This is a genomic window from Ideonella aquatica (assembly GCF_018069755.1).
Classification (GTDB): domain Bacteria; phylum Pseudomonadota; class Gammaproteobacteria; order Burkholderiales; family Burkholderiaceae_C; genus Ideonella; species Ideonella aquatica.
The window spans coordinates 1-23,810 of the sequence record NZ_JAGQDE010000043.1 but is presented as its reverse complement, the minus strand read 5'-3'; the positions used below and the strand labels follow the sequence as shown (position 1 = coordinate 23,810).

Sequence of the window (23,810 nt, the reverse complement as noted above, 5' to 3'; positions counted from 1 at the left end):
GCTCATCGGCGGTCAAGAACTCCCGGAAACTGCGCTCCATTGAATCGCTTCCTGGGAGTTCTCGCCATCGGCATTCACCCCGCAGAGCCAGTGTTCATGCGGGTTGCGGGCGTTTTGCAGGGACGACCAGCTAGTAAAAATGCAAGACACCATGTTGTCAGTCAAACTTTGCGAGCAAATTCAACCCGAAGAACGGCAAGTCGAACTGCGTGAAAAAATCATCTTGGCACTGCTTCATCGGAGTTCAGCCATTCTTCCCTTTACCGAGCCAAAAAGCGGTGGCTAACAGGTCGCTCGAGCCGACGGCCCTCGACAAGCCTCGGTCCGCGGCTCAGTTTCGTTAGGCGTCACGAAGACTGCTGCGGTGACTCCGGAGGCTCTTTTAATGCCGGTTGGGCGCCGCGCCGCACTGGAGTGCGACCATCTTCGATTCGCCTCAGCAAGTTTGCACCTAGCATGTACGCGTAGAGGCTGGCAGGCCGAAACTCAAAGGCAACACCCTTGTACGTGACGTCACTCGCAGTAATGGTTCGAGTTGTTACCAAGACCGGCTCAAGCATCTTTGGGTTTCGCTGAACGAACTCAACACACCCATCCAGTTCGCTACGCACCTTCGCGGCGCGATCGGTCCACTTCACTTCTACGGCCCACACGGGAGTCTGCTGAGTTCCACTAAGGCTTACTATGTCAACCTCACCACCATTCCATCGGGCGTAAAACAATTGCGTCATAGCACTATGCGCCCATTGACTGAAGATTGCTGTTTCAGTCAGCGGTCCCATTGCATCAGAGTCCGCCTCAATCTGGCCGAAAAGGGCCGCCCTCATGGAAGGGTTCGTCAAATAGACCTTGAAGCAGACTGCCCGCTTAAACCTTTTTGCGTTGTTATCGATTCGCTCAACTCGCCTAATCAGGAAGGCTGCCTCGAGATACTCGAGGTACCTCCGGATCGTGTTCTTCGCAACCCCCGAAGACTGCGACAGCCCCTCCAAGCTAACTTCATTCCCAGTGTTGTACGCTAAAGTTGTGAACAACCGGTTTAGCTCTTGAATGTCGCTTATTCCATAGAGGCTGGGCAAGTCGCGAAGCAGCACCTTATCTATGATGTCGCTCTTGATGTATTGCCCAGGATTTGAACGAATCACCTCTGAGAACACTGCCTCGGGGTAGCCACCAAAATTCAAATACCGTACAAACTCGAAATTGAGTTCATCAACATCTAGCGCGGCATATTCGTAACGCTCGAACTTTGCCTCTTCGATCTTCTTGACAGAGACAAGGAGACTCTCGCGCCCGATAAACTGCAAGTACTCCGCAAAGGTGAGCGGGGGAAGGATGAAGTCGGTGAACCGCCCCGCCCCCGATTCGTTGCTCTTCAAGCGCAAAGCTGCCGCAGCGGATCCAGTTGCCACAAAGCGGTAGGTTGGAAATGAATCCACCAACGATTTGAGATGCACCTCCCAGTCACGCAAGTACTGGATCTCGTCGAAATAGATGTAGAGCTCGGAGTTCCGATCGTGTCCAAAAAGCTCAACAAAGTAGCCCACCATCTTCTCTAACGACAGGCCTGTATAAATTGGGGTCTCAAGCGAAACGTAGAGTATTCGCTGAGACGGAACCGTGGAATCGAGTAGAGCACGAATGCTGTGGTAAACGAGTACAGTCTTCCCAACACGCCTAGGCCCCATCAGCACCAGCGCGCGCCGCAGCGACGTATCGGACACCGCGGCGTGAAAGGGAGCAAAGTACTTGCGCCGTGGCGTGTGTTGGAACGCGACCGTTTCCTCCGCCCCGCCTGCCCACCATGGGTTATCGAAGCGCAATCGTGAAACGATATCGGCCTTGGCGATTTCTAGCACTTGATACCCTAAGATCAGTTGACTGATCTTAGTCTACCCCGCGGAAGCTTGGGCGGCAAGCGCACCCTGCGCCGCTCGGTGACGCCTCTGAAGAAACAGAACTTAAGACGGCCGATTTCATGCGGCAGTCTCGACGGGATTGATCTGGAAGCCAAGGGCGGCGGCGCGGCGCTTGAGGGCGGCGATGCTGCGCAGGCGCTGCTGCTCCTCGTAGCGCTGCTGTCCCTGGTCGACGAACGCCTGACCTCGGGTGAGCATGTAGTACACCATCCGCGCCAACTTGTGGGCTGTGGCGGTGTTGGCCTTGGGCTTGTCCATGCGGGAACACAGGCGGCGATAGAACGCGCCCAGCGCCGATTCACTGCGGCAAAGGCTCTGTGCGGCCATCTTCAGCGCCTGCCGAGCCCGACTGGCTGAGCGCCTGGTTCCCGAAGACAGCACCTTGCCACCACTGATCTTCGTGCCTGGGCACAGGCCGAGCCACGAGCAGAAGTGTTTGACGGTGGCGAAGCGGCGGAGGTCCGGACCGATCTCCGTGAGCAGCTTCATCACGATCGTCACGCCCAGTCCGTTGATTCGGGTGAGGTCCACGCCAGCCCAATCGGCCAGGCGCTGGCGGATGTCGTGCTCGACGCGGGCCTTGCTGCCCGCACGCGGCAATGGGCCGAGATCGACCTTCGCGGCGGCACGCTGATCGAGTAGCGCTTCGAGTTTGGCATCGCATTCGGCGAGGTGGCGGCCAATGTCGTCGTACACGCCAAGCGCCTGCTTGAGCACGAACAGGTGTTCCTCGCGCCAGTTGCCCGTCAGCGCCTTGACAATGTCCGCCTCGCTGGCCTTGACGCGGCGATGGCGGTGCCGCGCCAGCGCCTTCGGGTCGCGCTGACCGGCCACGATGTCGCGGATGATGGCCTGGCCGGTCTGGCCCATCACGTCCGTGATCACCTCGGTGAGCTGGATGTTCATCTGCACCAGGGCCTTGTGCATGCGCTGCACCCAACTGGCCTGCTCGGTGATCAGCGTCTCGCGCTGGCGCGCCACGGCGCGCAGCACGCACACCTCGGCGCTGGGCCGCCAGGCAGCGCCGCAGCAGCCCCAGGCTCATCAGCTTTTGCAGCCACTGGCAATCCTGGACGTCGCTTTTGCGCCCCGGCACGTACCTCATCTGCCGGGCATCGACCAGCCAGACCTTCAGCCCGTGCTGCTCCAGCACTTCGAATACCGGGATCCAGTACACGCCCGTGGATTCCACGGCCACCGTGTCCACGCCCAGCTTGACCAGCCACCGCGCCAACACATTCAAATCGTCGGTCATCGCGCCGGCTTCGCGCACCGGCTCATCGCCGGCAGCCTGGGCCAGATGCGGTGGCACCGCCACCCAATGACTCGACGCCCCGATGTCGATTGCCGCGGCGTTGGGAAACACCTCGTCTTCACGCTTGCGAACTGCCATGGCTTGCTCCACTATCGTTGATGAACGGCAGCGCCATGGGAAGCGTCGAATTCGACTCGATCTCTGAAACGGGATGCGGCTCTCACCGCTCACCACTGTCGCCGACGAATCCCGGACCATGCTCTCAAGCGGGCTCGCTAAAGCTCGCACCAATGCTGGGTCGGTCATGACGGCGCTGCCGTTCACCTTGTAGCGCAACGCCAGCACCAGTGTTTCTTCGCGAACGCCGGGCGCGGTCAGGGCCTGGGATGCTCTCAAGAAACTCCCCCCAAGTGACTGATCTGCAATGAATTTTTCAGATCGCCTGCGCGGTGCGGACGACGGACAGTCCGAGCGGCTGCAGTCGCCGGTGGACGCCGGGGCGCGGGCGATGGCGCTGGACGTGAACGACGTCGCCTCGATCGCCGCCACGCTGCAGGCCGAGGGCCTGCCGCTGCATCTGCTGGTCAACAACGCCGGCTACGGCCAGTTCGGCGCGCTGATGGACCTGTCACCGCAGGCGCTGCGGCAGCAGCTCGACACCAATGTGGTGGCCCCGGTGGCGGTGACGCAGGCCCTGCTGCCGCGGCTGCGCGCCGCCGCGCCGCAGGCCTGCGTGGCGCACATCGGCAGTGTCTCCGGCGTCACCGCCACGCCCTTTGCCGGCGCCTACTGCGCCAGCAAGGCCGCGCTGCATGCGCTGGCCGACGCGATGCGCATGGAGCTGGCGCCCTTCGGCATCCGGGTGGTGACAGTGCAGCCGGGCGGCATCGTCTCGGGCTTTGGCGACGCCGGGGGCGAGCGCGTGCAACTGCCCGAGGGCTCGCTGTACGCACCCGTGGCCAAGGCGGTGCTGCGCCGCGCCCAGGCCTCGCAGAAAGGGGCCACGCCGGTGGCCGACTTCGTGCGCGGTCTGGCCGATCACCTGGAACAGCCGTCGCCGGGCCCGCTCTACCGCGCTGGCGCCAACAGCGCCAAGCTGGTGTGGCTCAAGCGCCTGCTGCCCACCGCCACACTGGACGCCAAGCTGTCGGCGCTGTTCGGGCTGGACCGGCTGAGGAGCTGATCAGGGCAGCGGGGTCAGCAGCACGGCGCGGGTCGTGCCGTCCTTGCGGGCCGTGGCGGCAATCTGGCCGTTGTTGTTGATGCGAATGGCCTGCAGCAGCTCGTAGCCCGCGCCGCTGACCGGATCGAGCAGCGTGTTCAGGTCCACCGGATCTGTACCGACCGCAAACAGCAGCGCGCGCGAGCTGCCATCGGGCAGCAGACCATAGCCGACGATGCCGCCCTGGTCATTCAGGCCCGCGGCCACGGTCATCGCGCCGCCCAGGCTGCCCAGGTCGATCGGCAGGCCGGCGCGGTACAGCACCGCATGCCAGCGGCCATCGGGCGCCATCGAGCCGCCCGCAATGTCGCCGGCCTGGTTGATGGCCGCGACCGAGCACAGGTTGCCCGCCAGCTTGGGCAGGTAGCTGGCGCTGCCGCCGGCGGGCTGGCGCCAGCAGTTGAGCGTGCCGTTCGACGGGTAGGGGCGCTGGTTGCCGATCACCTCGCCGGCATCGTTGATGCCGTTGGCGGTGGTCTGACCCGGGCCGACCTGGCGCATCGTGCCACCGCTCCAGACGATTCCGTACGAGTAGCGTGCGCCGTGGTCGCTGTAGCCGACCACGTCGCCCTGGCGGTTGATGGCCAGCGCCACGCTGTTCCACATGCCGTGCCACTTGCCCAGGTCCAGCGGCTTGTTCTTCTTCCACAGCACCGCGCGTGCCCAGCCGTCGGCATGGCGGGTGTCGCCCACCGCCCAGCCACGGTCGTTGAGACCGAGGGCGCGGGTGTACTCGCCCGGCAGCAGCGGCTGAAGTGCGCGGGCGCCGCCCGTGCCGGTGCGGAACCCCTGATAGACCGTCAGCGGTCCGCCGGGGCTGGCAGTGGCCACCCCGTCGCCGGCGGCATTCAGGCCGTTGGCGATGGCCAGGCCGCTGCCTTGGTTGCCAAAGTCCATCAACTGGTAGCTCGTGGCGCTGGCGCTGCCCGCCAGCGCCAGCGCCGCACATCCGGCCCAGCCGGTGATCCACTGCCTCATGGCCTGTCCTCCACGTCTGTGCGAGAAGGACCCTTCCTCCACCGCCGCCATTAATGTGCAATTAGCACATTAAGACAGACTGAAGGGGCTTCAGGCGGGATCACGCTCCCAGAACACCCCTTCTTCGGTCAACAGCGCGTCCAGCGGAATGTCATGCGGCTCGGCCTGCAGCCAGGGCAGGTAGCCGTGCATGTAGCCCAGCCCGGCAGTGGCCGGCGCCGGCTCCAGCGCGGCCAGCGTGCGGTCGTAGAAGCCGCCGCCATAGCCCAGGCGCACGCCGCCGGGGCCGAAGCCGACGCAGGGCACCAGCAGCAGCTCGGGGTGGAAGGACTCGGTGTCCTTGGGTTTGGGGATGCCGTAGGCGTCCTCCTCCATCGGGCAGCCGGGGTACCAGACGTGGAAGGTGAGTTGCTTGGTCTCGCGGTTCATCACCGGCAGGCCGATGCGCCGGCCGGACTCGGCCTCGCTCCAGCGGTACAGCGCCGGCAGCGCGTCGAACTCGCCCTTGATCGGCCAGTAGGCGCCGATGGTGCTTTCCTTGCGGCTGATCAGCCAGACCATCAGCACCTCCTGCAGGTGGCTGGCGCGCTGGTGGCGGTCGAGCAGGCTCATGCGCTCGGCCTGCAGCTGCTTGCGCAGCACGGCCTTGTCGCGCGAGGGTTCGAGGTTCAGCTTGAACGGCAGGGTCATGTCCGCGGGCGTGGGGAGCGTTCGACCGGACCATTGTGCGCGACGACCCGCCCGCTGACTACACTGCGCGTCATGAGCACCGACAAGGGCTTCGTGAACTGGTGCGCCGAGCTGCTGGCACCGCTGGGCGCGGTGCGCACGCGGCGCATGTTTGGCGGGCACGGCTTCTATGTGGACGACCTGTTCATCGCGCTGGAGATGCGCGAGGTGCTGTACCTGAAGGTCGACGCCAGCACCCAGCCGCGCTTCGAGGCCGCCGGCAGCCACCGCTTCGAGTACACCACCGCCCAGGGCGAGCATGGCTCGCTGAGCTACTGGAGTGCGCCGGAGGAAGCGATGGATGCGCCGTCTCAGCTGCAGCCCTGGGGCCGGTTGGCCCTGGAGGCCGCGCTGCGTGCCCAGGCCGCCAAGGCACCGAAGGCCCGCCGCGCCGCCGCGCCGCGGTCCGCCAAGCCGCGCCGGCCGGCCTCGGGCTGAGCGGCCACGAAGACCACGGTGGGCCGGCTGCCGTCCTGCCAGGGGCCCAGATGCACCCGCTGGCCCGCCGCCACGCGCAGCACGGCGCCGCGCTCCAGCACATGATCGTCGGGATCGCCTTCGCGGGTGATCCAGGCGGGCTCGCCCGCCGCCACCAGCCAACCCGTCTGCGCCACGTCCCAGGACTGGCGCTGCCGAAGATGCCATTCCATCATCAATCTCCTGCCGCCAACCTTTGGCGAGTGGGATCATCATGCAGGGATGGAACCGGTTTGACGAATGAATTCGCCGCGTCGGATTCATAATCGGCGCTCATGAATCGCCCACCGCATCGACCGCTCTCGCTCGACGGCCTGCGCGCCTTCGAGGCCGTCGCCCGGCTGCTGTCCTTCAGCGCCGCCGCCGACGAGCTGCACCTGACCCAGCCGGCCGTCAGCCGCCAGATCAAGTCGCTGGAGGAGGAGCTGGGCGCCGCCCTCTTCCACCGCGCCACGCGCCGCGTCGACCTCACCAGCGCCGGCCAGGCCCTGCTGCGCGTGGTGGCGCCGGCGCTGGCGCGCATCGATACCTCGGTGCGCCAGATCCGCATGTCACGCAGCCGCGAGATGGTCAGCGTCACCACCTTTCCGTCGATGGCCTCGCTGTGGCTGATGCCGCGGCTGACCGATTTCGAGCGCAGCCACCCCGGTGCGGACATCCGCATCGCCGCCACCGACCGGCTGATCGAGACCGACGACTTCGAGCTGGATGTGGCGCTGCGCCACTGCCGCCCCGAAAAGGCGCCGGCCGGCTCCGAGCGCCTGTTCCCCGAGCTGCTGACCCCGGTGATCGGCGCCGCGCTGCACCAGGCGATCGCCCGTGGCGAGGCCCCGCCGCTGGCCGCACCGGCCGACCTGGCGCAGCACACGCTGATCGAGATGGACGACGGCACGCCGCCGGCCATCGCGCTGGGCTGGGGCGCCTGGCTGGGTGCCGAGCAGCTGGGCCATCTGGCGCCGCGGCGCTGGATCACGCTGAACTTCACCCACCAGCAGGTGCAGGCCGCGCTGGCCGGCCACGGCGTGGCGCTGGCCCGGCTGGCCCTGGTCCACGAGATGCTGGCGCGCGGTGACCTGGTCGAGCCCTTCGGCCCCGCCCACCGCCAACAGGTGCCCTGGCTGTACTGGCTGGTGCCGCTGGCCGGCGCCGGCGAGCCGCCCCGCACCGAGGTGCAGGCCTTCATGGCCTGGGTGCGGGCGCAGGCGGCGCTGACCCGCGTGGCGATTGGCGACGTGGCCGATCCCGAATCCGAGGTCTTGCCCGATTGATGCCGCCGGCGCATCGCGCCGATGCGGACTTTTCACCCACAGTCGCCACCCGCCGCCCTAGGATGCCAGCCAACAACCCCGGAGGCCCCATGCAGCTCTACATCGGCAACAAGAACTACTCGTCCTGGTCCATGCGCCCCTGGGTGCTGTTGCGCCACTTCGGCATCCCCTTCGACGAGGTGATGGTGCGCTTCGACAGCTTCGACCCCGGCAGCCAGTTCAAGCAGACGCTGGCCGGCAAGTCACCCACCGGCAAGGTGCCTTTGCTGGTCGACGAGGGTTTTGCGGTGTGGGACACGTTGGCGATCGCCGAGTACGCGGCCGAGCGCTTCCCGCAGCAGGCTCTGTGGCCGCGTGACGCCCGCCAGCGTGCCCGCGCGCGCAGCCTGTGCGCCGAGATGCACAGCGGCTTCGGCGCTCTGCGCTCGCACTGCCCGATGAACATCGAGGCCGCGCTGCCCGAGGTGGGCGCGAAGGTGCTGGCCGAGCAGCCGGCCGTGGCTGCCGACCTGGCCCGCATCACCGCGCTGTGGACCGAGGCGCTGCAGGCCAGTGGCGGCCCCTTCCTGTTTGGCGAGTTCAGCAACGCCGACGCCTACTTCGCGCCAGTCGTCGCCCGGCTGCGCAGCTACGCGCTGCCGGTGCCGGCCGCCGTGCAGGCCTACATGGACCGCGTCTGGGCCAGCCCGGGCGTGGCCGCCTGGGTGGCTGACGCGCTGGCGGAGCAGGACTTTCTCGACTTCGAGGAGCCCTACCGCCGCCAGCGCTGAGCCCGGTTGCTCAGCGGTCGATCGTCAGCGTGTACTGGCCGTTGGTCGCGCCAGTGCCACCCGAGTAGCGCACCACCCGCAGGTACCAGGTGGTGGCCGCACCGGTGTTGGTGCGGGTGATGGTGTCCACCAGGCCCGTACCCGACGTGCTGCTGGCCAGCTGGGTGCCACTGCTGTTGTACAGGTACAGGTCGTAGTCCGAGCTGGCATTGGGCGTCAGCGTGCCGACCACCGTGGCGCCGGAGGCCACCGAGAACTTGAAGTAGTCGGTGTCACTCGTGCTGCCAATGGTGCCCAGCACGCGGGCCGGATCGGGGCTGATGGTCTGTGCCCGCGAGCGGGTGTTGTTGCTCTCGACCTCAGTCACATCGGTCCAGGTCGGCGGCGGCGTCACCACCACGGCCGCATCCACGGCGGCATTGGCATCGACGATGCCGGTGCCGCACTGGCTGCAGGTGCCCGGGAAGGCACGGGTGCTGGCCTTCATGCGCGCTTCCACGTCGTCCGGGGTGAGCGCCGGGTTGGCCGCGAGCATCAGCGCTGCCGCGCCCGCCACGTGCGGCGTGGCCATCGAGGTGCCCTCGTAGTAGGCATAGCTGTCGGCGCCGGGCGTGCTGGTGCCGGCATTGAGCGTGGAGTACACGCCATTGGTGGTGCCGGTGCTCATGTCGCCACCGGGCGCCGCCAGGTCCACCACCGCACCGTAGTTCGAGTAGTAGGCGCGCGCACCGGTGCGGCCCACCGCAGCCACGGTGATCACGCCGGCACAGTTGGCCGGGTTGAAGTTGGACGCGTTGGCGTTGCTGTTGCCGGCCGCCACCACCACCACCGTGCCGCGGCTGCGGGCGCCATTGATCGCGTTCTGGGTGGTGGTCGAGCAGGCGCCCGAGCCGCCCAGCGACATGTTGATCACGCGCGCCGGCGTGGCGTTCGCCGGCACCCCGCTGACCGTGCCGCCCGACGCCCAGATGATGCCGTCGGCGATGTCCGAGGTGTAACCGCCACACTTGCCCAGCACCCGCACCGGCTGCACCTTGGCGCCGAAGGCCACACCGGCCACGCCACTGGCATTGTTGGTCACCGCGGCGATCGTGCCAGCCACATGGGTGCCGTGCCAGCTGCTGTTCTGCGCCGAGTGGGTGTAGCCGCACTCATTGGCAGCGATCCAGTCGCCCGGGTCGCTGGGGTCGGCGTCACGGCCGCCACCGTCGTTGGCCACCGCCGTGTCGGCGATCATGTCGTAGCCGGCCACCAGGTTGGCGGCCAGATCGGCATGCGGGCGGTAGCCGGTGTCCACCACCGCCACCACCACGCCGGTGCCGGTGCTCTTGTCCCAGGCCGTGGGCAGGTTGAGGCCGCCGGTGGCCTCGTAGTAGTGCCATTGGCTGGCGTAGCTGGTGTCATTGGGGGTCAGCTGGGCCTGCAGGATCTGGTCGGGCTCGGCGTACTCGATGTCGGGGTCGGCCGCGGCCAGCGCGCGCGCCAGACGGCGCGCGTCCTTCAGCGCCAGGCGCTGGTCCATCTTGATGACCTTGGCGCCCAGCGCGGTGTCGCGCAGCACGCGCAGCTGCACGCCGGAGCGGTTGGCCAGTTCCTGGGCGCGGTCCATCGCCGCGGTGGCCAGCGCGCCGTCGCGGTACTTGACGATCAGGCGGTCGGTGGACGGCGCGCCGCTGGGCGCCCCCAGCGCCAGGGCCTCGGCCGACTGGCCCGCCCAGGCCGACAGACCAGCGCTCGAGCAGACGATGGCCACGGCTGTCAACAGCGCACGGCGAGAAAACGGATGGATCATGCAAGCCTCCTTGGGCGTGGGTTGGATTGGACGGAGCCCGCTGGCCGGGCCCGGGCCGATGATCGCGAGAGGAACCAATCCCTGGCAAGGGGTCGAATCGTGTCAAACTGTAATCCAGCCGTCCCCGGACCCCTAGAACAGATGCTCCTTTCCCCGAAGTCCTTCCGTCGCCTGGCCCTGCTGGGCCTGGCCGTCTGCGCGCTGCTGCCCTCGCTGGCGGCCGCGCAGGCGCGTCCCAACGAAGACCTGCTGCGCCAGGCCCGCGAGGCCTTCGGCCGCAAGGACAAGAACCGCCTGGCAGCGCTGCGCGCCAGCGCGCTGGAGCAGCGCGACCCGCTGGCGCCCTGGGTCGATTACTGGGAGCTGAGCGCGCGCATCACCGAGGCCCGCGCCGAGGAGCTTGATGCCTTCTACGCCCGCTGGCCCGGCAGCTATGTCGAAGACCGCCTGCGCAACGACTGGCTGCTCGAGACCGGCAAGCGCCGCGACTGGGCCGCCTTCGCCCGCGATCTGCCGCGCTTTCGCATGAACGATGACCGCGAGGTCCACTGCTACGCGCTGGTGCTGCAGCAGCAAAGCGGCAAGGTCGATGTCGACGCCGCCCGTCGCGCCTGGCTGGCCCAGCGCGACCCGGGCGACGGCTGCCTGCTGATGGCGCAGACCTTCTATGACGCCAAGCTGTTCGACGCCAACGACATCTGGCGCCAGGTGCGCCATGCCACCGAATACGGCCGCGTGAAGTCTGCCCGCGCTGCCGGGGCCATCCTGGGCGATCTGGCCAGCCGACCGCTGGGCGAGGCGCTGGACAACCCGGCACGCTACCTGGCCCTCAAGGCCAGCGGCCTGGGACACATGCGCGCCGAGATCAGCTCGATCGCGCTGGCCCGCATCGCCAGCAATGATCCCGACCGCGCCGCCCAGCTGCTGAGCGATCGCTGGGCCGAGGTGCTGGGCCCCGAGCACGGCGCCTGGGCCTGGGCGATGGTGGCCAAGCAGGGGGCGCTGGGCCTGCGCCCCGAGTCGCTGGACTGGACCCGCAAGGCCTGGCAAAGCCTGGGCAAGCGCCACGCCGATCACCCCGACTGGAGCCCCGAGACGCTGGCCTGGCTGGCCCGTGCCTCGCTGCGCCTGGCGCCGGCGCCCGAGCGCTGGCAACTGGTGCTGCGCTCGGTCGAGGCGATGGAGCCCGGATTCCGCGACGACGCCACCTGGGTCTACTGGCGCGCCCGCGCGCTGCAGGGCCTGGCCCGGTCGGGCGCCGAGGGCGAGACCCAGCGCACCGAGGCCCAGCTGCTGCTGGCCCGCCTGTCCACCCAGCTGAACTTTTACGGCCAGCTGGCCGCCGAGGACCTCGGCGCGCCGCAGCCGCTGCCGCCGCGGGCCGCCGCGCCCACCGCGCCTGAGCGCGAGGCCGCACGCGCCCACGCCGGCCTGCAGCGCGCGCTGCAGGCCATCGGCATCGGCCTGCGCAGCGAGGGCGTGCGCGAATGGAACTTCTCGCTGATCGGCATGAGCGATCGCGAGCTGCTGGCCGCCGCGCAATGGGCCTGCGAGCGCGAGGTCTGGGACCGCTGCATCAACACCAGCGAGCGCAGCAAGGCCGAGATCGACATGGAGCAGCGCTTTCCCACCCCCATGCGCGCCGACGTGCTGGCCAAAACCCGCGAGATCGGCCTGGACCCCGCCTATGTCTACGGCCTGATCCGCCAGGAGTCGCGCTTCATCATGGACGCCCGCTCATCGGTGGGCGCCTCGGGCCTGATGCAGGTGATGCCGGCCACCGCCAAGTGGACCGCCAAGAAGATCGGCATGAGTGACTTCCGCCCCGAGATGATCACCGAGCGTGACACCAACCTGCGCATCGGCAGCGCCTACCTGAAGCTGGTGTTGGATGATCTGGGCGGCTCGCAGGCCATGGCCGCTGCCGCCTACAACGCCGGCCCCGGCCGGCCGCGGCGCTGGCGCGAGGGCCCCACACTGGAGCCGGCGATCTGGGCCGAGAACGTGCCCATTCACGAAACCCGGGATTACGTCAAGAAAGTCCTGTCCAACGCCACCTACTATGCGGGCCTGCTGTCCGGCAAGCCGGCCGCGCTGAAGGCCCGCCTGGGCACCAGCATCGGCCCGCGTGCGGCCGGCGCCAACCCTGCCGACACCGAGCTGCCCTGATGATGAGCCCTGCCCCGTCCACCCGTCGCCTGCTGCTGCTGGGCGGCACCGGCTTCGTTGGCCGGGCGCTGTGCGAGCACCTGGCCCGCGTGGCGCCGGGCTGCCGGGTGGTGGTCCCCACCCGCCGGCCCGCCGCCGCCGCCCACCTGCGGCCGCTGCCGATGGTCGAGCTGGTCGCCACCGATGTGCATGAACCCGCCGCGCTGGCGCGCCTGCTGGTTGGCTGTGACGCGGTGGTGAACCTGGTCGCGGTGCTGCATGGCGACGAGGCGCGCTTCGAACGCGTCCACGTCGAGCTGCCACGCCGCCTGGCCGCGGCCTGCCAGGCCGCTGGCGTGCGCCGCCTGGTGCATGTCAGCGCGCTGGGTGTGGCCGAGGATGCGCCCTCGCGCTACCTGCGCAGCAAGGCGCGCGGCGAGGCGGTGCTGCGGCAGGCCGGCCTGGACCTGACGGTGCTGCGGCCGTCGGTGATCTTTGGCGCGCAGGACCGCTTCCTCAATCTCTTTGCCGCGCTGCAGGCGGTGGCGCCGGTGGTGCCGCTGGCCGGCGCGCAGGCGCAGTTCCAGCCCGTGTGGGTGGGCGACGTGGCCGCGGCCATTGCCGCCGCGCTGGCGCGACCCGACAGCATCGGCCAGACCTACGAATGCGCCGGTCCGCAGCGCGTGCCGCTGGCCGCGCTGGTGCGCCTGGCCGGCCAGCTCGCCGGCCACCCGCGCACCATCGTGCCGCTGCCCGGCCCACTGGCCTGGCTGCAGGCACTGGTGATGGAGTGGCTGCCGGGCGAGCCGCTGATGACGCGCGACAACCTGGCCTCGATGCAGGTGCCCAATGTCGCCAGCGGCACGTTGCCCGGGCTGGAGGCGCTGGGCATTGCGCCGGCCTCGCTGGCGGCGGTGGTGCCGGACTACCTGTCGCCCGGCCAGCAGTGCGCCCGCCTGGACGCCTGGCGCGCCCGACACCGATGAAGACCTGGGTCGTCGGTGGTGCTGTGCGCGACGCCCTGCTGGGCCGTCCGGTGCATGACCGCGACTGGGTGGTGGTGGGTGCCACGCCCGAGCAGATGCTGGCCCAGGGCTACCGGGCGGTGGGCAAGGACTTCCCGGTCTTCCTGCACCCCGACACGCACGAGGAATACGCGCTGGCCCGCACCGAGCGCAAGACCGCGCCGGGCTACCACGGCTTTGTCTTCCACGCCGCGCCTGACGTCACGCTGGAGGACGATCTGGCGCGGCGCGACCTGACGATCAACGCCATCGCCCAGGCACCGGACGGCACCCTGGTCGATCCGCACGGGGGCCGCCAGGACCTGGCCGCCAGAGTGCTGCGCCATGTCGGCCCGGCCTTTGTCGAGGACCCGGTGCGCATCCTGCGGCTGGCGCGCTTTGCCGCCCGTTTCCACGACTTCAGCGTGGCCCCCGAGACGATGGCCCTGATGCGCCAGATGGTGGCCGCCGGCGAGGTGGACGCGCTGGTGCCCGAGCGCGTCTGGCAGGAACTCGCACGTGGCCTGATGGAAGACCGCCCCTCGCGCCTGCTGGAGGTGCTGCGCGACTGCGGTGCCCTGCAGCGCCTGCTGCCCGAGGCCGATCGCCTGTGGGGCGTGCCGCAGCCGCCCGAACACCACCCCGAGGTGGACACCGGCGCCCACCTGCTGCTGGTGCTGGACGCCGCGGCGGCGCTGGGCGCTTCGCTGCCGGCCCGCTGGGCCTGCCTGTGCCACGACCTGGGCAAGGGCGAGACGCCGGCCGCCGACTGGCCGCGCCACATCGCCCACGAGGCACGCAGCGAACGCCTGGCGCGCCAGCTCTCGGTCCGTCTGAAGGCCACCGGCGAGGCCACCGAGCTGGCCCTGCTGGTGGCCCGCGAGCACACCAACATCCACCGCAGCCCCGATTTCGGTGCCGCCGCGGTGGTGCGCCTGCTGGAGCGCTGCGACGCCTTCCGCCGCCCGCAGCGCTTTGCCGACGCGCTGCTGGCCTGCGAGGCTGACGCCCGCGGCCGCGCCGGCCTGGCCGAGCGTCCCTACCCCGCCCGCGGGCTGCTGCTGCAGGCGCTGACCGAAGCCTGCTCGATCGACGCCGCCGCCGTGGCCGCCCGGGCCCAGGCCCGCGGCGCCCAGGGACCAGCGATCGCCGACGCGATCCGCATCGCCCGCACAGACGCCGTCGCCGCCGCCCTCTGACGGTGGCCACCCGGCGCGCGCCGCCGGCAGATTGATTTGCCGCAGTCGGCGCCTGCTTATCCGCCCTTCATGCCACGGCGCGGCGGCCGAAGATGGGTTGAGGACCGCCCGTCGGCGGTCACCTGCAGAGCCCGTCCATGTTTCAGAGATTGCGCATCGTCCACTACGTCCAGGGCCTGATCGTCCTGTTCTGGCTCAGCTTCATCGGCCTGGCCGGCCTGGCCTGGGTGGCCATGAGCAACGCCCGCACCGACCTGCACACCATCCACGACGTGCGCATGACCCGTTCCGAGGAGCTGGCCCGGATGACCCAGGCCACGATCAGCAACCGCATGGAGGTCCTGCTGATGTTCCAGCACGACCCGACGGGCGCGCTGCACGGCGTGCATGACCACGCGATCGCCATGCACCTGGACAAGTTCAGCCAGCGTCGCGAAGCGATCAACAGCGCCTGGGCCGCCGTCGAGGCGGGCGACCACGACACCGCCGAACAAGCCCTGATGGGCGAGGTGGTCAACCGCCGCAAGGCCTGGCAGGTCGAGGTGAACAAGGCCATCGAGGCCGTCAAGGCCCAGCAGTTCTCGCCCGAGATCATGGCCGCCTACCTGAAGGCCGGCCGCCAGGAGAACGAAGCCTTCCTGAAGGCGCTCGAGGCGCTGCGCCAGCACCAGGTCACCGCGGCCGACGCCGCCGTCGCTCAGGCCGAGGCCCTGCACACGCGCGGCACGCTGCTGATGATCGGCATGGCCCTGCTGCTGGGCATTCCCGGCACGCTGGCCAGCGTGCACCTGGTCTCGCGCCTGCGCCGCGGCTTTGCCGAGGCCGACGCCACCGCCACCGCGATCGCCGAGGGCCAGCTGGGCCGCCCGATCCAGACCAATGGCCACGACGAGATTGGCGAACTGCTGCAGCACATGCAGCTGATGCAGTCGCGCCTGCAGGCCCTGATCACCCAGGTGCGCCAGGCCGCCGACTCGATCGAGGTGGCCGCCACCGAGGTGGCCGCCGGCAACACCGACCTCAGCCACCGCACCGAACAGACCGCCTCCAACCTGCAGCAGACCGCCAGCTCGGCCGAGCAGCTGGGCGTGACCGTGCGCCAGAACGCCGACAACGCCCAACAGGCCAACCAGTTGGCCCAGAGCGCCTCCGACGTGGCCGGCCGGGGCGGCGACGTGGTCTCGCAGGTGGTGGGCACGATGCGCGAGATTGAAGGCAGTTCACGCCGCATCGCCGACATCATCGGCGTCATCGACGGCATCGCCTTCCAGACCAACATCCTGGCGCTGAACGCCGCGGTGGAAGCCGCACGAGCCGGCGAGAGCGGCCGCGGCTTCGCGGTGGTGGCCGGCGAGGTGCGCAACCTGGCCCAGCGCAGTGCCGACGCCGCGCGCGAGATCAAGGGCCTGATCCAGGCCAGCGTGGAGCGCGTGGACACCGGCACCCGCCAGGCCGACGAGGCCGGCCAGACCATGGCCGAGGTGGTGCAGTCGATCCGCCGGGTCACCGACATCGTGGCCGAAATCAGCCACGCCAGCCAGGAGCAAAGCGCCGGCGTGGCCACCGTCGGCCAGGCGGTCGGTCAGATGGACGAGGCCACGCAGCAGAACGCCGCGCTGGTCGAGCAAAGCGCCGCCGCCGCCGAGAGCCTGCGCGCCCAGGCGCGTCAGCTGGTGCAGGCGGTGGGCGTCTTCAAGTTCTGATCAGGGCAGCAGGATGCGGCCGTCGCCGACCACGCGGCCGCCCTGGGTGACCTTGATCTGCGGCTGCTTGACACGCAGCTTCAAGGGGTCGAGGCAGCGCAGCGTGGTGCGCTGGGTGCTGCCGGGCTCGATCTTCTCGGCCGGAAAGACCATGGCGCAGGTGACCTCGGGCCCGACACCGGTGTGGACCTGCGGCCGGTAGTTGTTCCAGGCCGGCGTGTCGCGCCCGGTCTTGCCCTGCGCGGGCCAGAGGTGGAACTCAGCCTCGATCGGCGTGTTGGCAGGCCATTCGCGCAGTTCGTCGGCAGCGGGTGCGGCGCCCGCCGTGCCGGCCAGCAGCGCGAGGGTCCAGGCGCTGTGGCGCATCCAAGTCGTCATGGGGTCTCCCTGTGTGGATTGGAGGGCAACGGCCGGCAGGCCGCCCGCGTTGACGCGGCTCCTCACAGCCGGTGCATGCGGTCGCCCTCGGCGCAGCCGCAGGGCACCCAGTGGGCCAGGTCGGCGCTGGCCAGGGCCAGCACCTTGAACAGCTCGCCCATCTCGTGCTCGGTGATCAGCTTCTGGGCCATGGCCCGCTCGCGCAGATCGGCGCCCTCGATCATGGGCGCCAGGCCGCAGTTCAGCAGAAAGCGCGCCTGGCTGGTGTAGCCCACCACGGCCAGGCCGGCGTCCTGCGCCGCCAGCGCGATGCCGGTGAAATTGACGTGCGCGGTGATGTCCTTCTCGCCCACCCGCTGCAGCGGGTCGCCATCGGCCTGGTGCAGGTGGTGGCACATCAGCGTGCCGCCCACGCGCTGCGGCAGGTAGTACTCGGCCTCGGGGAAGCCGTAGTCGATGAAGAAGGCGGCGCCGCGCTGCAGGTGCTGCGCCAGTGTGCGCACAAAGGCCTCGGCCTGTGGGTGGATCTCGGTCACGGTGCCGGGCACGAAGGGCGCGTCCAGCGGCGGGCGCAGATCGGTCGGGCGATCGGCAAAGGCCAGGGTGTCGCCCTGGGTCACCACGCCGCGCTCGAACCAGTCATGGCCGTCGAAGTGCAGCAGTTGCACGGGGATGGCGTCGAGCAGCTCGTTGGCCACCACCACGCCGTGCATCTTGTCGGGCCAGCGCGCGAGCCACTGCACCCGGTCGTTAAAGCGCGCCAGCCGCTCGGCCTGGCGCGCCTGCAGCGTGCCGGAGAGGTCGATGATCGCGTAGGCCACAGCCAGGCCGCGCTCGTCCAGGGCCTGCAGCAGTTGCTCGGCCAGCGCGCCCGAGCCGGCGCCGAACTCGTAAACCTGGCGCGTGCCGCTGGCCGCCAGGGCATCGGCCACCTGCACCGCCAGCGCGCGGCCGAACAGCGGCGACAGCTCGGGCGCGGTGACGAAATCACTGCCACTGGCCGGCATCAGCCCGAACTTGCGCCGCGCGCTGCTGTAGTAGCCCAGGTCCGGCTCGTACAAGGCCAGCGCCATGAAGCGGTCAAAAGGCAGCCAGCCGCCCGCCTCGGCGATGGCCGCACTAATGCGGGCCGGCAGGCCGCTGGCTACACTGTCGGGTTGGCTCGTCATGGGCCGCGATTCTAGGTTTCATGCCCGCTGCAACTGACGTAACTGCCGCCGCGACCGCCGCCGCCCCCGCCCACCGGCCGGTGACCCTGGTCACCGGTGCCGCTGCCCGCATCGGCCGCGCGATTGCGCTGGAGCTGGCCGCCGCCGGCCACGACCTGGTGCTGCACTGCCGGCGCTCGCACGACGAGGCCGACGCCACCGCCGCCGCCTGCCAGGCGCTGGGCGCCGCCAGCACGGTGCTGGTGGCCGATCTGGCCGATGCCGCCCAGGTCGATGCCCTGCTGCCCGCCGCGGTGGCCGCACGCGGCCGGGTCGATGCGCTGGTCAACAACGCCAGCCTGTTCGTCTATGACGACGCGCGGGCCGCCGACCCGGCCCTGCTGGACGCCCACTGGCGCGTCAATCTGGGCGCCCCGGTGCGCCTGGCCCAGGCGCTGGCCGCCCACCTGGCCACGCGTGGCGGCCGCGGCTGCGTGGTCAACCTGCTTGACCAGAAGCTCTGGAACCCCAACCCCGACTACTTCAGCTACACCCTCAGCAAGGCCGCGCTGAAAGAGGCCACGGTGCTGCAGGCCCAGGCCCTGGCGCCCGCGGTGCGGGTGGTGGGCGTGGCGCCGGGCGTGACCCTGCCCTCGGGACCGATGACCGAGGCCGAGCATGACCGCGCCCAGCGCATGACGCCGCTGGGCCGCTCCTCCACCCCCGAGGACATCGCCCGCGCCGTGCGCTTCGCGATCGACTCCCCCGCGATCACCGGCAGCACCCTGCTGGTCGACGGCGGCCAGCACCTGGCCGGCCAGTCGCGTGACGTGCTCTTCCTGGCCCAGGACACCCCCCGATGAGTTCCCTGCTGCTGCACCCGGCGCTGCGCGACTGCCGCCGCCTGTTCCTGCGCGACTACGCGGTGATGATCGACATCGGCGTGCACGATTTCGAAAAGCAGGCCGCCCAGCGGGTGCTGATCAATGTCGAGCTGTTCGTGCCGCTGGCACTGTCCACACCGAAGGCGGACGAGCTGGACGAGGTGGTCGACTACGACTTCATCCGCAGCCGGGTGGCCGAGCGCGTGGCGCGCGGCCACATCCAGCTGCAGGAAACCCTGTGCGACGACCTGCTGGCGATGATGCTGGCGCACCCCAAGGTGCGCGCCGCCCGCGTGTCCACCGCCAAGCCCGATGTCTACCCGGACTGCGACGCCGTCGGCGTCGAGGTCTTCGGCCTGAAGGAATGAACCGATGAACACCGACGTCCCTGTGATCGACGCCGCTGCCGACGAGGCGAAGAAGGCCAAGAAGCACGCCTTCGAGATCAACAAGCTCAGCAAGCGCCTGCACCGCCAGGTGGGCCAGGCGATCACCGACTTCGGCATGATCGCCGACGGCGACAAGGTGATGGTCTGCGTCTCGGGCGGCAAGGACAGCTACTCGCTGCTGGACATCCTGCTGAACCTGCAAAAGCGCGCACCGATCAGGTTCAGCATCGTCGCCGTCAACCTGGACCAGAAGCAGCCCGGCTTCCCGGCCGAGGTGCTGCCCAACTACCTGAGCGGCCTGGGCGTGGACTTCCACATCGAGACCCAGGACACCTACTCGATCGTCAAGAAGCACATCCCGGAAGGGCAGACCATGTGCAGCCTGTGCTCGCGGCTGCGCCGGGGCATTCTGTACCGGGTGGCGCGCGAGCTGGGCGCCACCAAGATCGCGCTGGGCCACCACCGCGACGACATCGTGGTGACGATGCTGATGAACATGTTCTTCGGCAGCCGCATCAAGGGCATGCCGCCCAAGCTGGTCAGCGACAACGGCGAGTTCGTCGTCATCCGCCCGCTGGCCTATGTGGACGAGACCGACCTGGAGCGCTGGGCCGCGCACCGCCAGTTCCCGATCATCCCCTGCAGCCTGTGCGGCAGCCAGGAAAACTTGCAGCGCGTGCAGACCAAGAAGATGATCCGCGAGTGGGAGCGCCAGTACCCGGGACGCATCGACAACATGCTGACCGCGATGGGCAACATCACGCTCTCGCACATGATGGACCGGCAGCTGTTCCCGTTCCAGACGATCCAGGCCACCGGCCGCCCCGACCCCCAGGGCGACAAGGCCTTTGACGAGGACGAGGACTGTGTCAAGCCGGTCAACGCACCGGCCGAACAGGTCGTTCGGCTGGGTTGGGAGTGACCTGACGCCCGGGAGTACCGCCATGCCGAACACCTTGCCGAACACGCTGCGCCGCCACCTGCTGGTCGCCGCGCTGGGCGCCGCCGCCCTGAGCGGCTGTGCCAGTCTGAACACCTTCAGCGGCGAGGTCAGCAGCTTTGGCGACTGGCCGGCCGGCCGCGCGCCGGGCAGCTTCGCCTTCGAGCGCCTGCCCTCACAGCAGCAGGACCCCGAGGAGCAGGCTCGCCTGGAGCGCCTGGCCACGGTGGCGCTGCAGGCCCGCGGATTCCAGCCGGCCGCCCCCGGCGCCAAGCCCGACGTGGTGGTGCAAGTAGGCGCTCGCATCAGCCGCCAAGCCCGTTCACCGTGGGATGACCCGCTGTGGTGGCGCTTTGGTCCGGGTGTGCGCTGGTACGGCCCCTGGTCGGGCTGGTCCAGCTGGCGCTGGAGCAACGGACTCGACCCCGAGTATGGCCGCGAGGTGGCCCTGCTGCTGCGCGACGGCCCCAGCGGCGCCCCACTCTACGAGGCACGCGCCCGCAACGCTGGCGCCACGCCGGGCAGCGATGCGCTGATGGAAGCGCTGTTCCTGCTGTCGATGAGCGACTTTCCGGCGGCGCGCGGCGAGCCGCATTCGGCTTCGGTCGTGCGACCCTGACGCCGCGGCGTTCTCAGCGCATCTGCGCGACCAGGGCTCCCAGGTCCGCCTCCCAGCTCGCCCACTGCCGCCGCGCATGCTCGCGCTGACGCGGACTGGCGCTGGCCTGCAGCTCGGCCAACAGTTGGCAGTGCGCCTGCTGGGTCTGCTCGCGCAGCATGCGCTGGGCCGGTGTGCCGGCGCGCCAGCGCGCCCACAGGCTGTCGAGCACGGTCGTGGCGTCGGCCACCGGCAACGCCGGCAGCTGGCGCAGCGTGGTCAGCAGCTCCTGTTGCTGGCGTTCGCGCTCGGTGGCCCAGCCGCTGCCGTCACCCTGGCTGTCGACCAGCTGGCCGACGCGCTCGCGCTGGGCCGCGCTGAGCGGGCCCAGCAGGCGCTCGTAGCGTTCGGCCAGGCGGTCCACCTGCGCTTGGCGACGCTCGGCCGGTGTCTGGCTTGCGGCGTCCTCGGCCTGCTCGCGGCGCTCGCGGGCGAAATGGGCCTCCAGGTGGCGCCATTGGGCCGGGCCCAGCTGCCGGGCCACCGCCACCGCGTCGGGGCGGACCTGCTGCCAGGTGGCGTCCAGCCAGTCGGGCAGGCGTTCGGTCCAGCGGCAGACGTCGGCCCCGGTGAGCGGGCGTTCCCAGTCGCGTCGCACCTGGGCCAGCGTGGCGGCCATCTCGGGCAGCTGGGCGCGGCGTTGCCAGGCCAGCCAGCGCGTGGCGGCGTCGCGCACCAGGGCGGATTGCGCGCGGTCGAAGTCGAACTGGCGGTCCAGCCAGGTGGCCAGCAGGGTGTCGGCCTGGTTGTAGGCCAGGCGCACTACGCTGCAGCCGGCCAGCGCGGCCAGCGACAGCGCCAGCAGGGCGCGCCGGGTCGCGATAATCCAGCCTCGCCCGGCCACGTCGGCAGGGCGACTGAACCACGGTTTTCGAATGACGCTTGACATCGTGATCATGGCCGCCGGCAAGGGCACCCGCATGCGCTCGGCCCGGCCCAAGGTGCTGCACCGCCTGGCCGACCGCAGCCTATTGCAGCATGTCCTGGACCGGGCTGCTGCGCTGGCCCCTGAACGCACCCTGGTGATCACGGGTCATGGCGCCGAGCAGGTCGAGGCCGCGGTGGGCGATGCCGCGCTGTGCGTGCGCCAGGAGCCGCAGCTGGGCACCGGCCACGCGATCCAGCAGGTGGTGCCGCACCTGGGCGACGCCGGCACCACGCTGATCCTCAACGGCGACGTGCCGCTGATCTCGCCCGCCACCGCGCGCGCGCTGGCCCAGGCCTGCGGCGGCGAGCGCCTGGCGCTGCTGACCGTGGTGCTGGACGACGCCACCGGCTACGGCCGCATCGTGCGCCAGGGCGAGCAGGTGCAGGCCATCGTCGAGCACAAGGACGCCAGCGACGCGCAGCGCCAGATCCGCGAGGTCTACACCGGCATGATGGCCGCGCCCACCGCCGCGCTCAAGCGCTGGGTGATGGCGCTGACCAACGCCAACGCCCAGCAGGAGTACTACCTGACCGACATCGTCGCGATGGCGGTGGCCGAGGGCGTGCCGGTGGTGGCCGCCCCCGCGCCGAACGAGACCGAGGTGCTGGGCGTCAACAGCCCGGCGCAACTGGCCGACCTGGAGCGCCGCTTCCAGCGCGCCGAGGCCACCCGCCTGATGGAGGCCGGCCTGCGCCTGGCCGATCCGGCCCGGTTCGACCTGCGCGGCACGCTGACGCACGGCATGGACTGCGAGGTCGACGTGGGCTGCATCTTTGAAGGCACGGTGGCGCTGGGCAACGATGTGCGCATCGGCGCGCACTGCGTGATCCGCAACGCGCAGATCGGCAACGGCGCGGTGATCCACCCGTTCACCCACATCGACGGCGACCGCGACGGCGCGGTGGTAGGCGCCGGCTCGCTGATCGGCCCCTTCGCCCGCCTGCGCCCCGGCGCGCAGCTGGGCCGCGAGGTGCACATCGGCAACTTCGTCGAGGTCAAGAACGCCACGCTGGCCGACGGCGCCAAGGCCAACCACCTGGCCTACCTGGGCGACGCCACGGTGGGCGAGCGCGTCAACTACGGCGCCGGCAGCATCACCGCCAACTACGACGGCGCCAACAAGCACCGCACGGTGATCGGCGCCGATGTGCACGTGGGCAGCAACTGCGTGCTGATCGCGCCGGTAACGCTGGGCGCCGGTGGCACGATCGGCGGCGGCTCCACCATCAGCAAGGACACGCCGCCCGGTCAGCTGACGGTGGCGCGGGCCAAGCAGGTGTCGCTGGGCGCCTGGTCGCGGCCGGTCAAGGCGCCGAAGAAATAGCCTGCGCGTACACCCGCCGCGCCAGCCGCAGATCGTCCCAGGCCTTGGCCTTCTCGCTGGGCTGGCGCAGCAGGTAGGCCGGGTGGTAGGTGACCACCACCGGCACGCCCTGGTAGCGGTGCACGCGGCCGCGCAACCGACCCACCGGCTCGTCGCTGCCGGTCAGCTGCTGGATCGCGAACTTGCCCATCGCCAGGATGATGCGTGGCTGCACCAGCGCGATCTGGCGCTGCAGGAAGGGCTCGCAGTGCAACAGCTCATCGGGCGCCGGATTGCGGTTGCGCGGCGGCCGGCACTTCAGCGTGTTGGCGATGTAGGCCTGGTGCGCCGGGTCACTGGCGCCGCGGCCCAGGCCGATCGCGCGCAGCATCGCGTCCAGCAGCTGGCCCGCCGGGCCGACAAAGGGCTCGCCCTGCCGGTCCTCCTGCTCGCCCGGGGCCTCGCCCACCACCATCCAGTGCGCGGGCACCTGACCGACGCCGAACACCGTCTGGGTGCGGCCGGCGTGCAGGCCGCAGGCCTGGCAGGCGGCCACGGCCTCGCGCAATGCGGGCCAGTCCAGGGCGGCAATGCGCTCGGCGCGCTCGCCACGCACCGGCGGCGCGAGCGGTGCGGCGACGGCTTCGCTGACGGCGGCGGCCGGGGCCGACTCGGGGCGGGCAGCGGGCCGCGGTGGCGCAGCGGCGCGCACCGGCGC

21 protein-coding genes and 2 pseudogenes are annotated in these 23,810 nt (G+C 69.8%); 13 read left to right on the top strand and 10 right to left on the bottom strand.

The annotated features are described in order from the left end of the window. Positions 1 to 347 precede the first annotated feature (347 nt). Together KAK06_RS23310 and KAK06_RS23305 are read right to left on the bottom strand one after the other, a co-directional pair. Positions 348 to 1,859, bottom strand: coding sequence for an ATP-binding protein (locus tag KAK06_RS23310; protein ID WP_210804569.1), 1,512 nt, complete (start codon positions 1,857 to 1,859; stop codon positions 348 to 350). Between the two features lie 117 nt (positions 1,860 to 1,976). Further along, positions 1,977 to 3,312: pseudogene (locus KAK06_RS23305) on the bottom strand (IS110 family RNA-guided transposase). A gap of 286 nt (positions 3,313 to 3,598) precedes the next feature. On the opposite strand from KAK06_RS23305, the gene KAK06_RS23300 reads away from it, so the two are divergent. After that, positions 3,599 to 4,357, top strand: coding sequence for an SDR family NAD(P)-dependent oxidoreductase (locus KAK06_RS23300; RefSeq protein ID WP_210804568.1), 759 nt, complete (start codon positions 3,599 to 3,601; stop codon positions 4,355 to 4,357). Here the strand turns inward: KAK06_RS23300 and KAK06_RS23295 are convergent, their stop codons facing one another. Together KAK06_RS23295 and KAK06_RS23290 are read right to left on the bottom strand one after the other, a co-directional pair. Beyond that, entirely contained in the window at positions 4,358 to 5,374 is a 1,017-nt protein-coding gene (locus KAK06_RS23295; protein ID WP_210804567.1) for a hypothetical protein, read from the bottom strand. 90 nt (positions 5,375 to 5,464) lie between these two features. Next, positions 5,465 to 6,064 (bottom strand): 5-formyltetrahydrofolate cyclo-ligase, encoded by a 600-nt coding sequence (locus KAK06_RS23290; protein WP_210804566.1) that lies wholly within the window; start codon positions 6,062 to 6,064, stop codon positions 5,465 to 5,467. A gap of 72 nt (positions 6,065 to 6,136) precedes the next feature. Here KAK06_RS23290 and KAK06_RS23285 point away from each other — a divergent pair, with 72 nt between their 5' ends. Further along, positions 6,137 to 6,541, top strand: coding sequence for a TfoX/Sxy family protein (locus KAK06_RS23285; RefSeq protein ID WP_210804565.1), 405 nt, complete (start codon positions 6,137 to 6,139; stop codon positions 6,539 to 6,541). 50 nt (positions 6,542 to 6,591) lie between these two features. Here the strand turns inward: KAK06_RS23285 and KAK06_RS24340 are convergent. After that, positions 6,592 to 6,753 (bottom strand): annotated as a pseudogene (locus KAK06_RS24340) (DUF2917 domain-containing protein); the annotation flags it as partial. A gap of 102 nt (positions 6,754 to 6,855) precedes the next feature. Here KAK06_RS24340 and KAK06_RS23280 point away from each other — a divergent pair. Further along, the gene (locus tag KAK06_RS23280) at positions 6,856 to 7,848 is read left to right on the top strand and encodes a LysR family transcriptional regulator (protein WP_210804564.1); all 993 of its coding nucleotides are present in this window, start codon (positions 6,856 to 6,858) and stop codon (positions 7,846 to 7,848) included. 89 nt (positions 7,849 to 7,937) lie between these two features. After that, on the top strand, positions 7,938 to 8,618 hold the full coding sequence (locus KAK06_RS23275; protein WP_210804563.1) for a glutathione S-transferase family protein: 681 nt from the start codon (positions 7,938 to 7,940) through the stop codon (positions 8,616 to 8,618). 10 nt (positions 8,619 to 8,628) lie between these two features. On the opposite strand, the gene KAK06_RS23270 is transcribed toward KAK06_RS23275, so the two are convergent. Next, on the bottom strand, positions 8,629 to 10,410 hold the full coding sequence (locus KAK06_RS23270) for a S8 family peptidase (RefSeq protein WP_210804562.1): 1,782 nt from the start codon (positions 10,408 to 10,410) through the stop codon (positions 8,629 to 8,631). A gap of 141 nt (positions 10,411 to 10,551) precedes the next feature. Between KAK06_RS23270 and KAK06_RS23265 the strand changes: the two genes are divergently transcribed. The 4 genes from KAK06_RS23265 to KAK06_RS23250 all read left to right on the top strand — a co-directional run bounded on the left by KAK06_RS23265 (position 10,552) and on the right by KAK06_RS23250 (position 16,464). Then, the gene (locus KAK06_RS23265; RefSeq protein WP_210804561.1) at positions 10,552 to 12,579 is read left to right on the top strand and encodes a lytic transglycosylase domain-containing protein; all 2,028 of its coding nucleotides are present in this window, start codon (positions 10,552 to 10,554) and stop codon (positions 12,577 to 12,579) included. Further along, positions 12,579 to 13,544: a complex I NDUFA9 subunit family protein gene (locus KAK06_RS23260; RefSeq protein ID WP_247653082.1), complete on the top strand. Its 966-nt coding sequence runs from the start codon at positions 12,579 to 12,581 to the stop codon at positions 13,542 to 13,544. The genes KAK06_RS23265 and KAK06_RS23260 overlap by 1 nt, the downstream gene beginning before the upstream one ends. Continuing rightward, positions 13,541 to 14,761, top strand: a complete 1,221-nt coding sequence (locus KAK06_RS23255) for a multifunctional CCA addition/repair protein (RefSeq protein WP_210804560.1) — start codon at positions 13,541 to 13,543, stop codon at positions 14,759 to 14,761. Before KAK06_RS23260 ends, KAK06_RS23255 begins: the two co-directional genes overlap by 4 nt. A gap of 137 nt (positions 14,762 to 14,898) precedes the next feature. After that, positions 14,899 to 16,464 (top strand): methyl-accepting chemotaxis protein, encoded by a 1,566-nt coding sequence (locus KAK06_RS23250; protein ID WP_210804559.1) that lies wholly within the window; start codon positions 14,899 to 14,901, stop codon positions 16,462 to 16,464. Here KAK06_RS23250 and KAK06_RS23245 read toward each other — a convergent pair whose 3' ends face one another. Both KAK06_RS23245 and KAK06_RS23240 read right to left on the bottom strand, forming a co-directional pair. Beyond that, positions 16,465 to 16,842: a hypothetical protein gene (locus KAK06_RS23245; protein ID WP_210804558.1), complete on the bottom strand. Its 378-nt coding sequence runs from the start codon at positions 16,840 to 16,842 to the stop codon at positions 16,465 to 16,467. Between the two features lie 62 nt (positions 16,843 to 16,904). Continuing rightward, positions 16,905 to 18,011 (bottom strand): class I SAM-dependent methyltransferase, encoded by a 1,107-nt coding sequence (locus tag KAK06_RS23240; RefSeq protein ID WP_210804557.1) that lies wholly within the window; start codon positions 18,009 to 18,011, stop codon positions 16,905 to 16,907. A 20-nt stretch (positions 18,012 to 18,031) separates the two neighbouring features. Here KAK06_RS23240 and KAK06_RS23235 point away from each other — a divergent pair, with 20 nt between their 5' ends. From KAK06_RS23235 to KAK06_RS23220, 4 genes are read left to right on the top strand one after another with little or no spacing between them, the layout of a single operon-like run. Further along, complete coding sequence (locus KAK06_RS23235; protein WP_210804556.1) at positions 18,032 to 18,853, top strand: SDR family oxidoreductase; 822 nt, start codon at positions 18,032 to 18,034, stop codon at positions 18,851 to 18,853. After that, positions 18,850 to 19,242 (top strand): dihydroneopterin aldolase, encoded by a 393-nt coding sequence (locus KAK06_RS23230; RefSeq protein WP_210804555.1) that lies wholly within the window; start codon positions 18,850 to 18,852, stop codon positions 19,240 to 19,242. The genes KAK06_RS23235 and KAK06_RS23230 overlap by 4 nt, the downstream gene beginning before the upstream one ends. Before the next feature lie 4 nt (positions 19,243 to 19,246). Beyond that, positions 19,247 to 20,185 carry a tRNA 2-thiocytidine(32) synthetase TtcA gene (gene ttcA / locus KAK06_RS23225; protein ID WP_210804554.1) on the top strand — a complete coding sequence of 313 codons (939 nt, stop codon included), beginning with the start codon at positions 19,247 to 19,249 and terminating at the stop codon, positions 20,183 to 20,185. Between the two features lie 22 nt (positions 20,186 to 20,207). Continuing rightward, a complete protein-coding gene (locus KAK06_RS23220; RefSeq protein WP_247653080.1) occupies positions 20,208 to 20,822 on the top strand; it encodes a DUF4136 domain-containing protein in 615 nt (204 codons plus the stop codon). 13 nt (positions 20,823 to 20,835) lie between these two features. Here KAK06_RS23220 and KAK06_RS23215 read toward each other — a convergent pair whose 3' ends face one another. Continuing rightward, positions 20,836 to 21,750 (bottom strand): DUF6279 family lipoprotein, encoded by a 915-nt coding sequence (locus KAK06_RS23215; protein WP_210804553.1) that lies wholly within the window; start codon positions 21,748 to 21,750, stop codon positions 20,836 to 20,838. On the opposite strand from KAK06_RS23215, the gene glmU reads away from it, so the two are divergent. Then, positions 21,737 to 23,113, top strand: coding sequence for a bifunctional UDP-N-acetylglucosamine diphosphorylase/glucosamine-1-phosphate N-acetyltransferase GlmU (gene glmU, locus KAK06_RS23210; RefSeq protein WP_210804552.1), 1,377 nt, complete (start codon positions 21,737 to 21,739; stop codon positions 23,111 to 23,113). The genes KAK06_RS23215 and glmU overlap by 14 nt on opposite strands. Here the strand turns inward: glmU and KAK06_RS23205 are convergent. Next, on the bottom strand, positions 23,094 to 23,810 hold a 717-nt coding region (locus KAK06_RS23205), incomplete at its 5' end, for a uracil-DNA glycosylase (RefSeq protein WP_210804551.1). The genes glmU and KAK06_RS23205 overlap by 20 nt on opposite strands.

What these genes read in the sequence shown, in the direction of transcription:
- ttcA (WP_210804554.1), top strand. Translation starts at nt 19,247, where the DNA reads ATGAACACCGACGTCCCTGTGATCGACGCCGCTGCCGACGAGGCGAAG.
- KAK06_RS23270 (WP_210804562.1), bottom strand. Translation starts at nt 10,410, where the DNA reads ATGATCCATCCGTTTTCTCGCCGTGCGCTGTTGACAGCCGTGGCCATC.
- KAK06_RS23245 (WP_210804558.1), bottom strand. Translation starts at nt 16,842, where the DNA reads ATGACGACTTGGATGCGCCACAGCGCCTGGACCCTCGCGCTGCTGGCC.
- KAK06_RS23255 (WP_210804560.1), top strand. Translation starts at nt 13,541, where the DNA reads ATGAAGACCTGGGTCGTCGGTGGTGCTGTGCGCGACGCCCTGCTGGGC.
- KAK06_RS23260 (WP_247653082.1), top strand. Translation starts at nt 12,579, where the DNA reads ATGATGAGCCCTGCCCCGTCCACCCGTCGCCTGCTGCTGCTGGGCGGC.
- KAK06_RS23285 (WP_210804565.1), top strand. Translation starts at nt 6,137, where the DNA reads ATGAGCACCGACAAGGGCTTCGTGAACTGGTGCGCCGAGCTGCTGGCA.
- KAK06_RS23280 (WP_210804564.1), top strand. Translation starts at nt 6,856, where the DNA reads ATGAATCGCCCACCGCATCGACCGCTCTCGCTCGACGGCCTGCGCGCC.
- KAK06_RS23235 (WP_210804556.1), top strand. Translation starts at nt 18,032, where the DNA reads ATGCCCGCTGCAACTGACGTAACTGCCGCCGCGACCGCCGCCGCCCCC.
- KAK06_RS23265 (WP_210804561.1), top strand. Translation starts at nt 10,552, where the DNA reads ATGCTCCTTTCCCCGAAGTCCTTCCGTCGCCTGGCCCTGCTGGGCCTG.
- KAK06_RS23240 (WP_210804557.1), bottom strand. Translation starts at nt 18,011, where the DNA reads ATGACGAGCCAACCCGACAGTGTAGCCAGCGGCCTGCCGGCCCGCATT.
- KAK06_RS23295 (WP_210804567.1), bottom strand. Translation starts at nt 5,374, where the DNA reads ATGAGGCAGTGGATCACCGGCTGGGCCGGATGTGCGGCGCTGGCGCTG.
- KAK06_RS23300 (WP_210804568.1), top strand. Translation starts at nt 3,599, where the DNA reads ATGAATTTTTCAGATCGCCTGCGCGGTGCGGACGACGGACAGTCCGAG.
- KAK06_RS23220 (WP_247653080.1), top strand. Translation starts at nt 20,208, where the DNA reads ATGCCGAACACCTTGCCGAACACGCTGCGCCGCCACCTGCTGGTCGCC.
- glmU (WP_210804552.1), top strand. Translation starts at nt 21,737, where the DNA reads ATGACGCTTGACATCGTGATCATGGCCGCCGGCAAGGGCACCCGCATG.
- KAK06_RS23230 (WP_210804555.1), top strand. Translation starts at nt 18,850, where the DNA reads ATGAGTTCCCTGCTGCTGCACCCGGCGCTGCGCGACTGCCGCCGCCTG.
- KAK06_RS23250 (WP_210804559.1), top strand. Translation starts at nt 14,899, where the DNA reads ATGTTTCAGAGATTGCGCATCGTCCACTACGTCCAGGGCCTGATCGTC.
- KAK06_RS23290 (WP_210804566.1), bottom strand. Translation starts at nt 6,064, where the DNA reads ATGACCCTGCCGTTCAAGCTGAACCTCGAACCCTCGCGCGACAAGGCC.
- KAK06_RS23215 (WP_210804553.1), bottom strand. Translation starts at nt 21,750, where the DNA reads ATGTCAAGCGTCATTCGAAAACCGTGGTTCAGTCGCCCTGCCGACGTG.
- KAK06_RS23275 (WP_210804563.1), top strand. Translation starts at nt 7,938, where the DNA reads ATGCAGCTCTACATCGGCAACAAGAACTACTCGTCCTGGTCCATGCGC.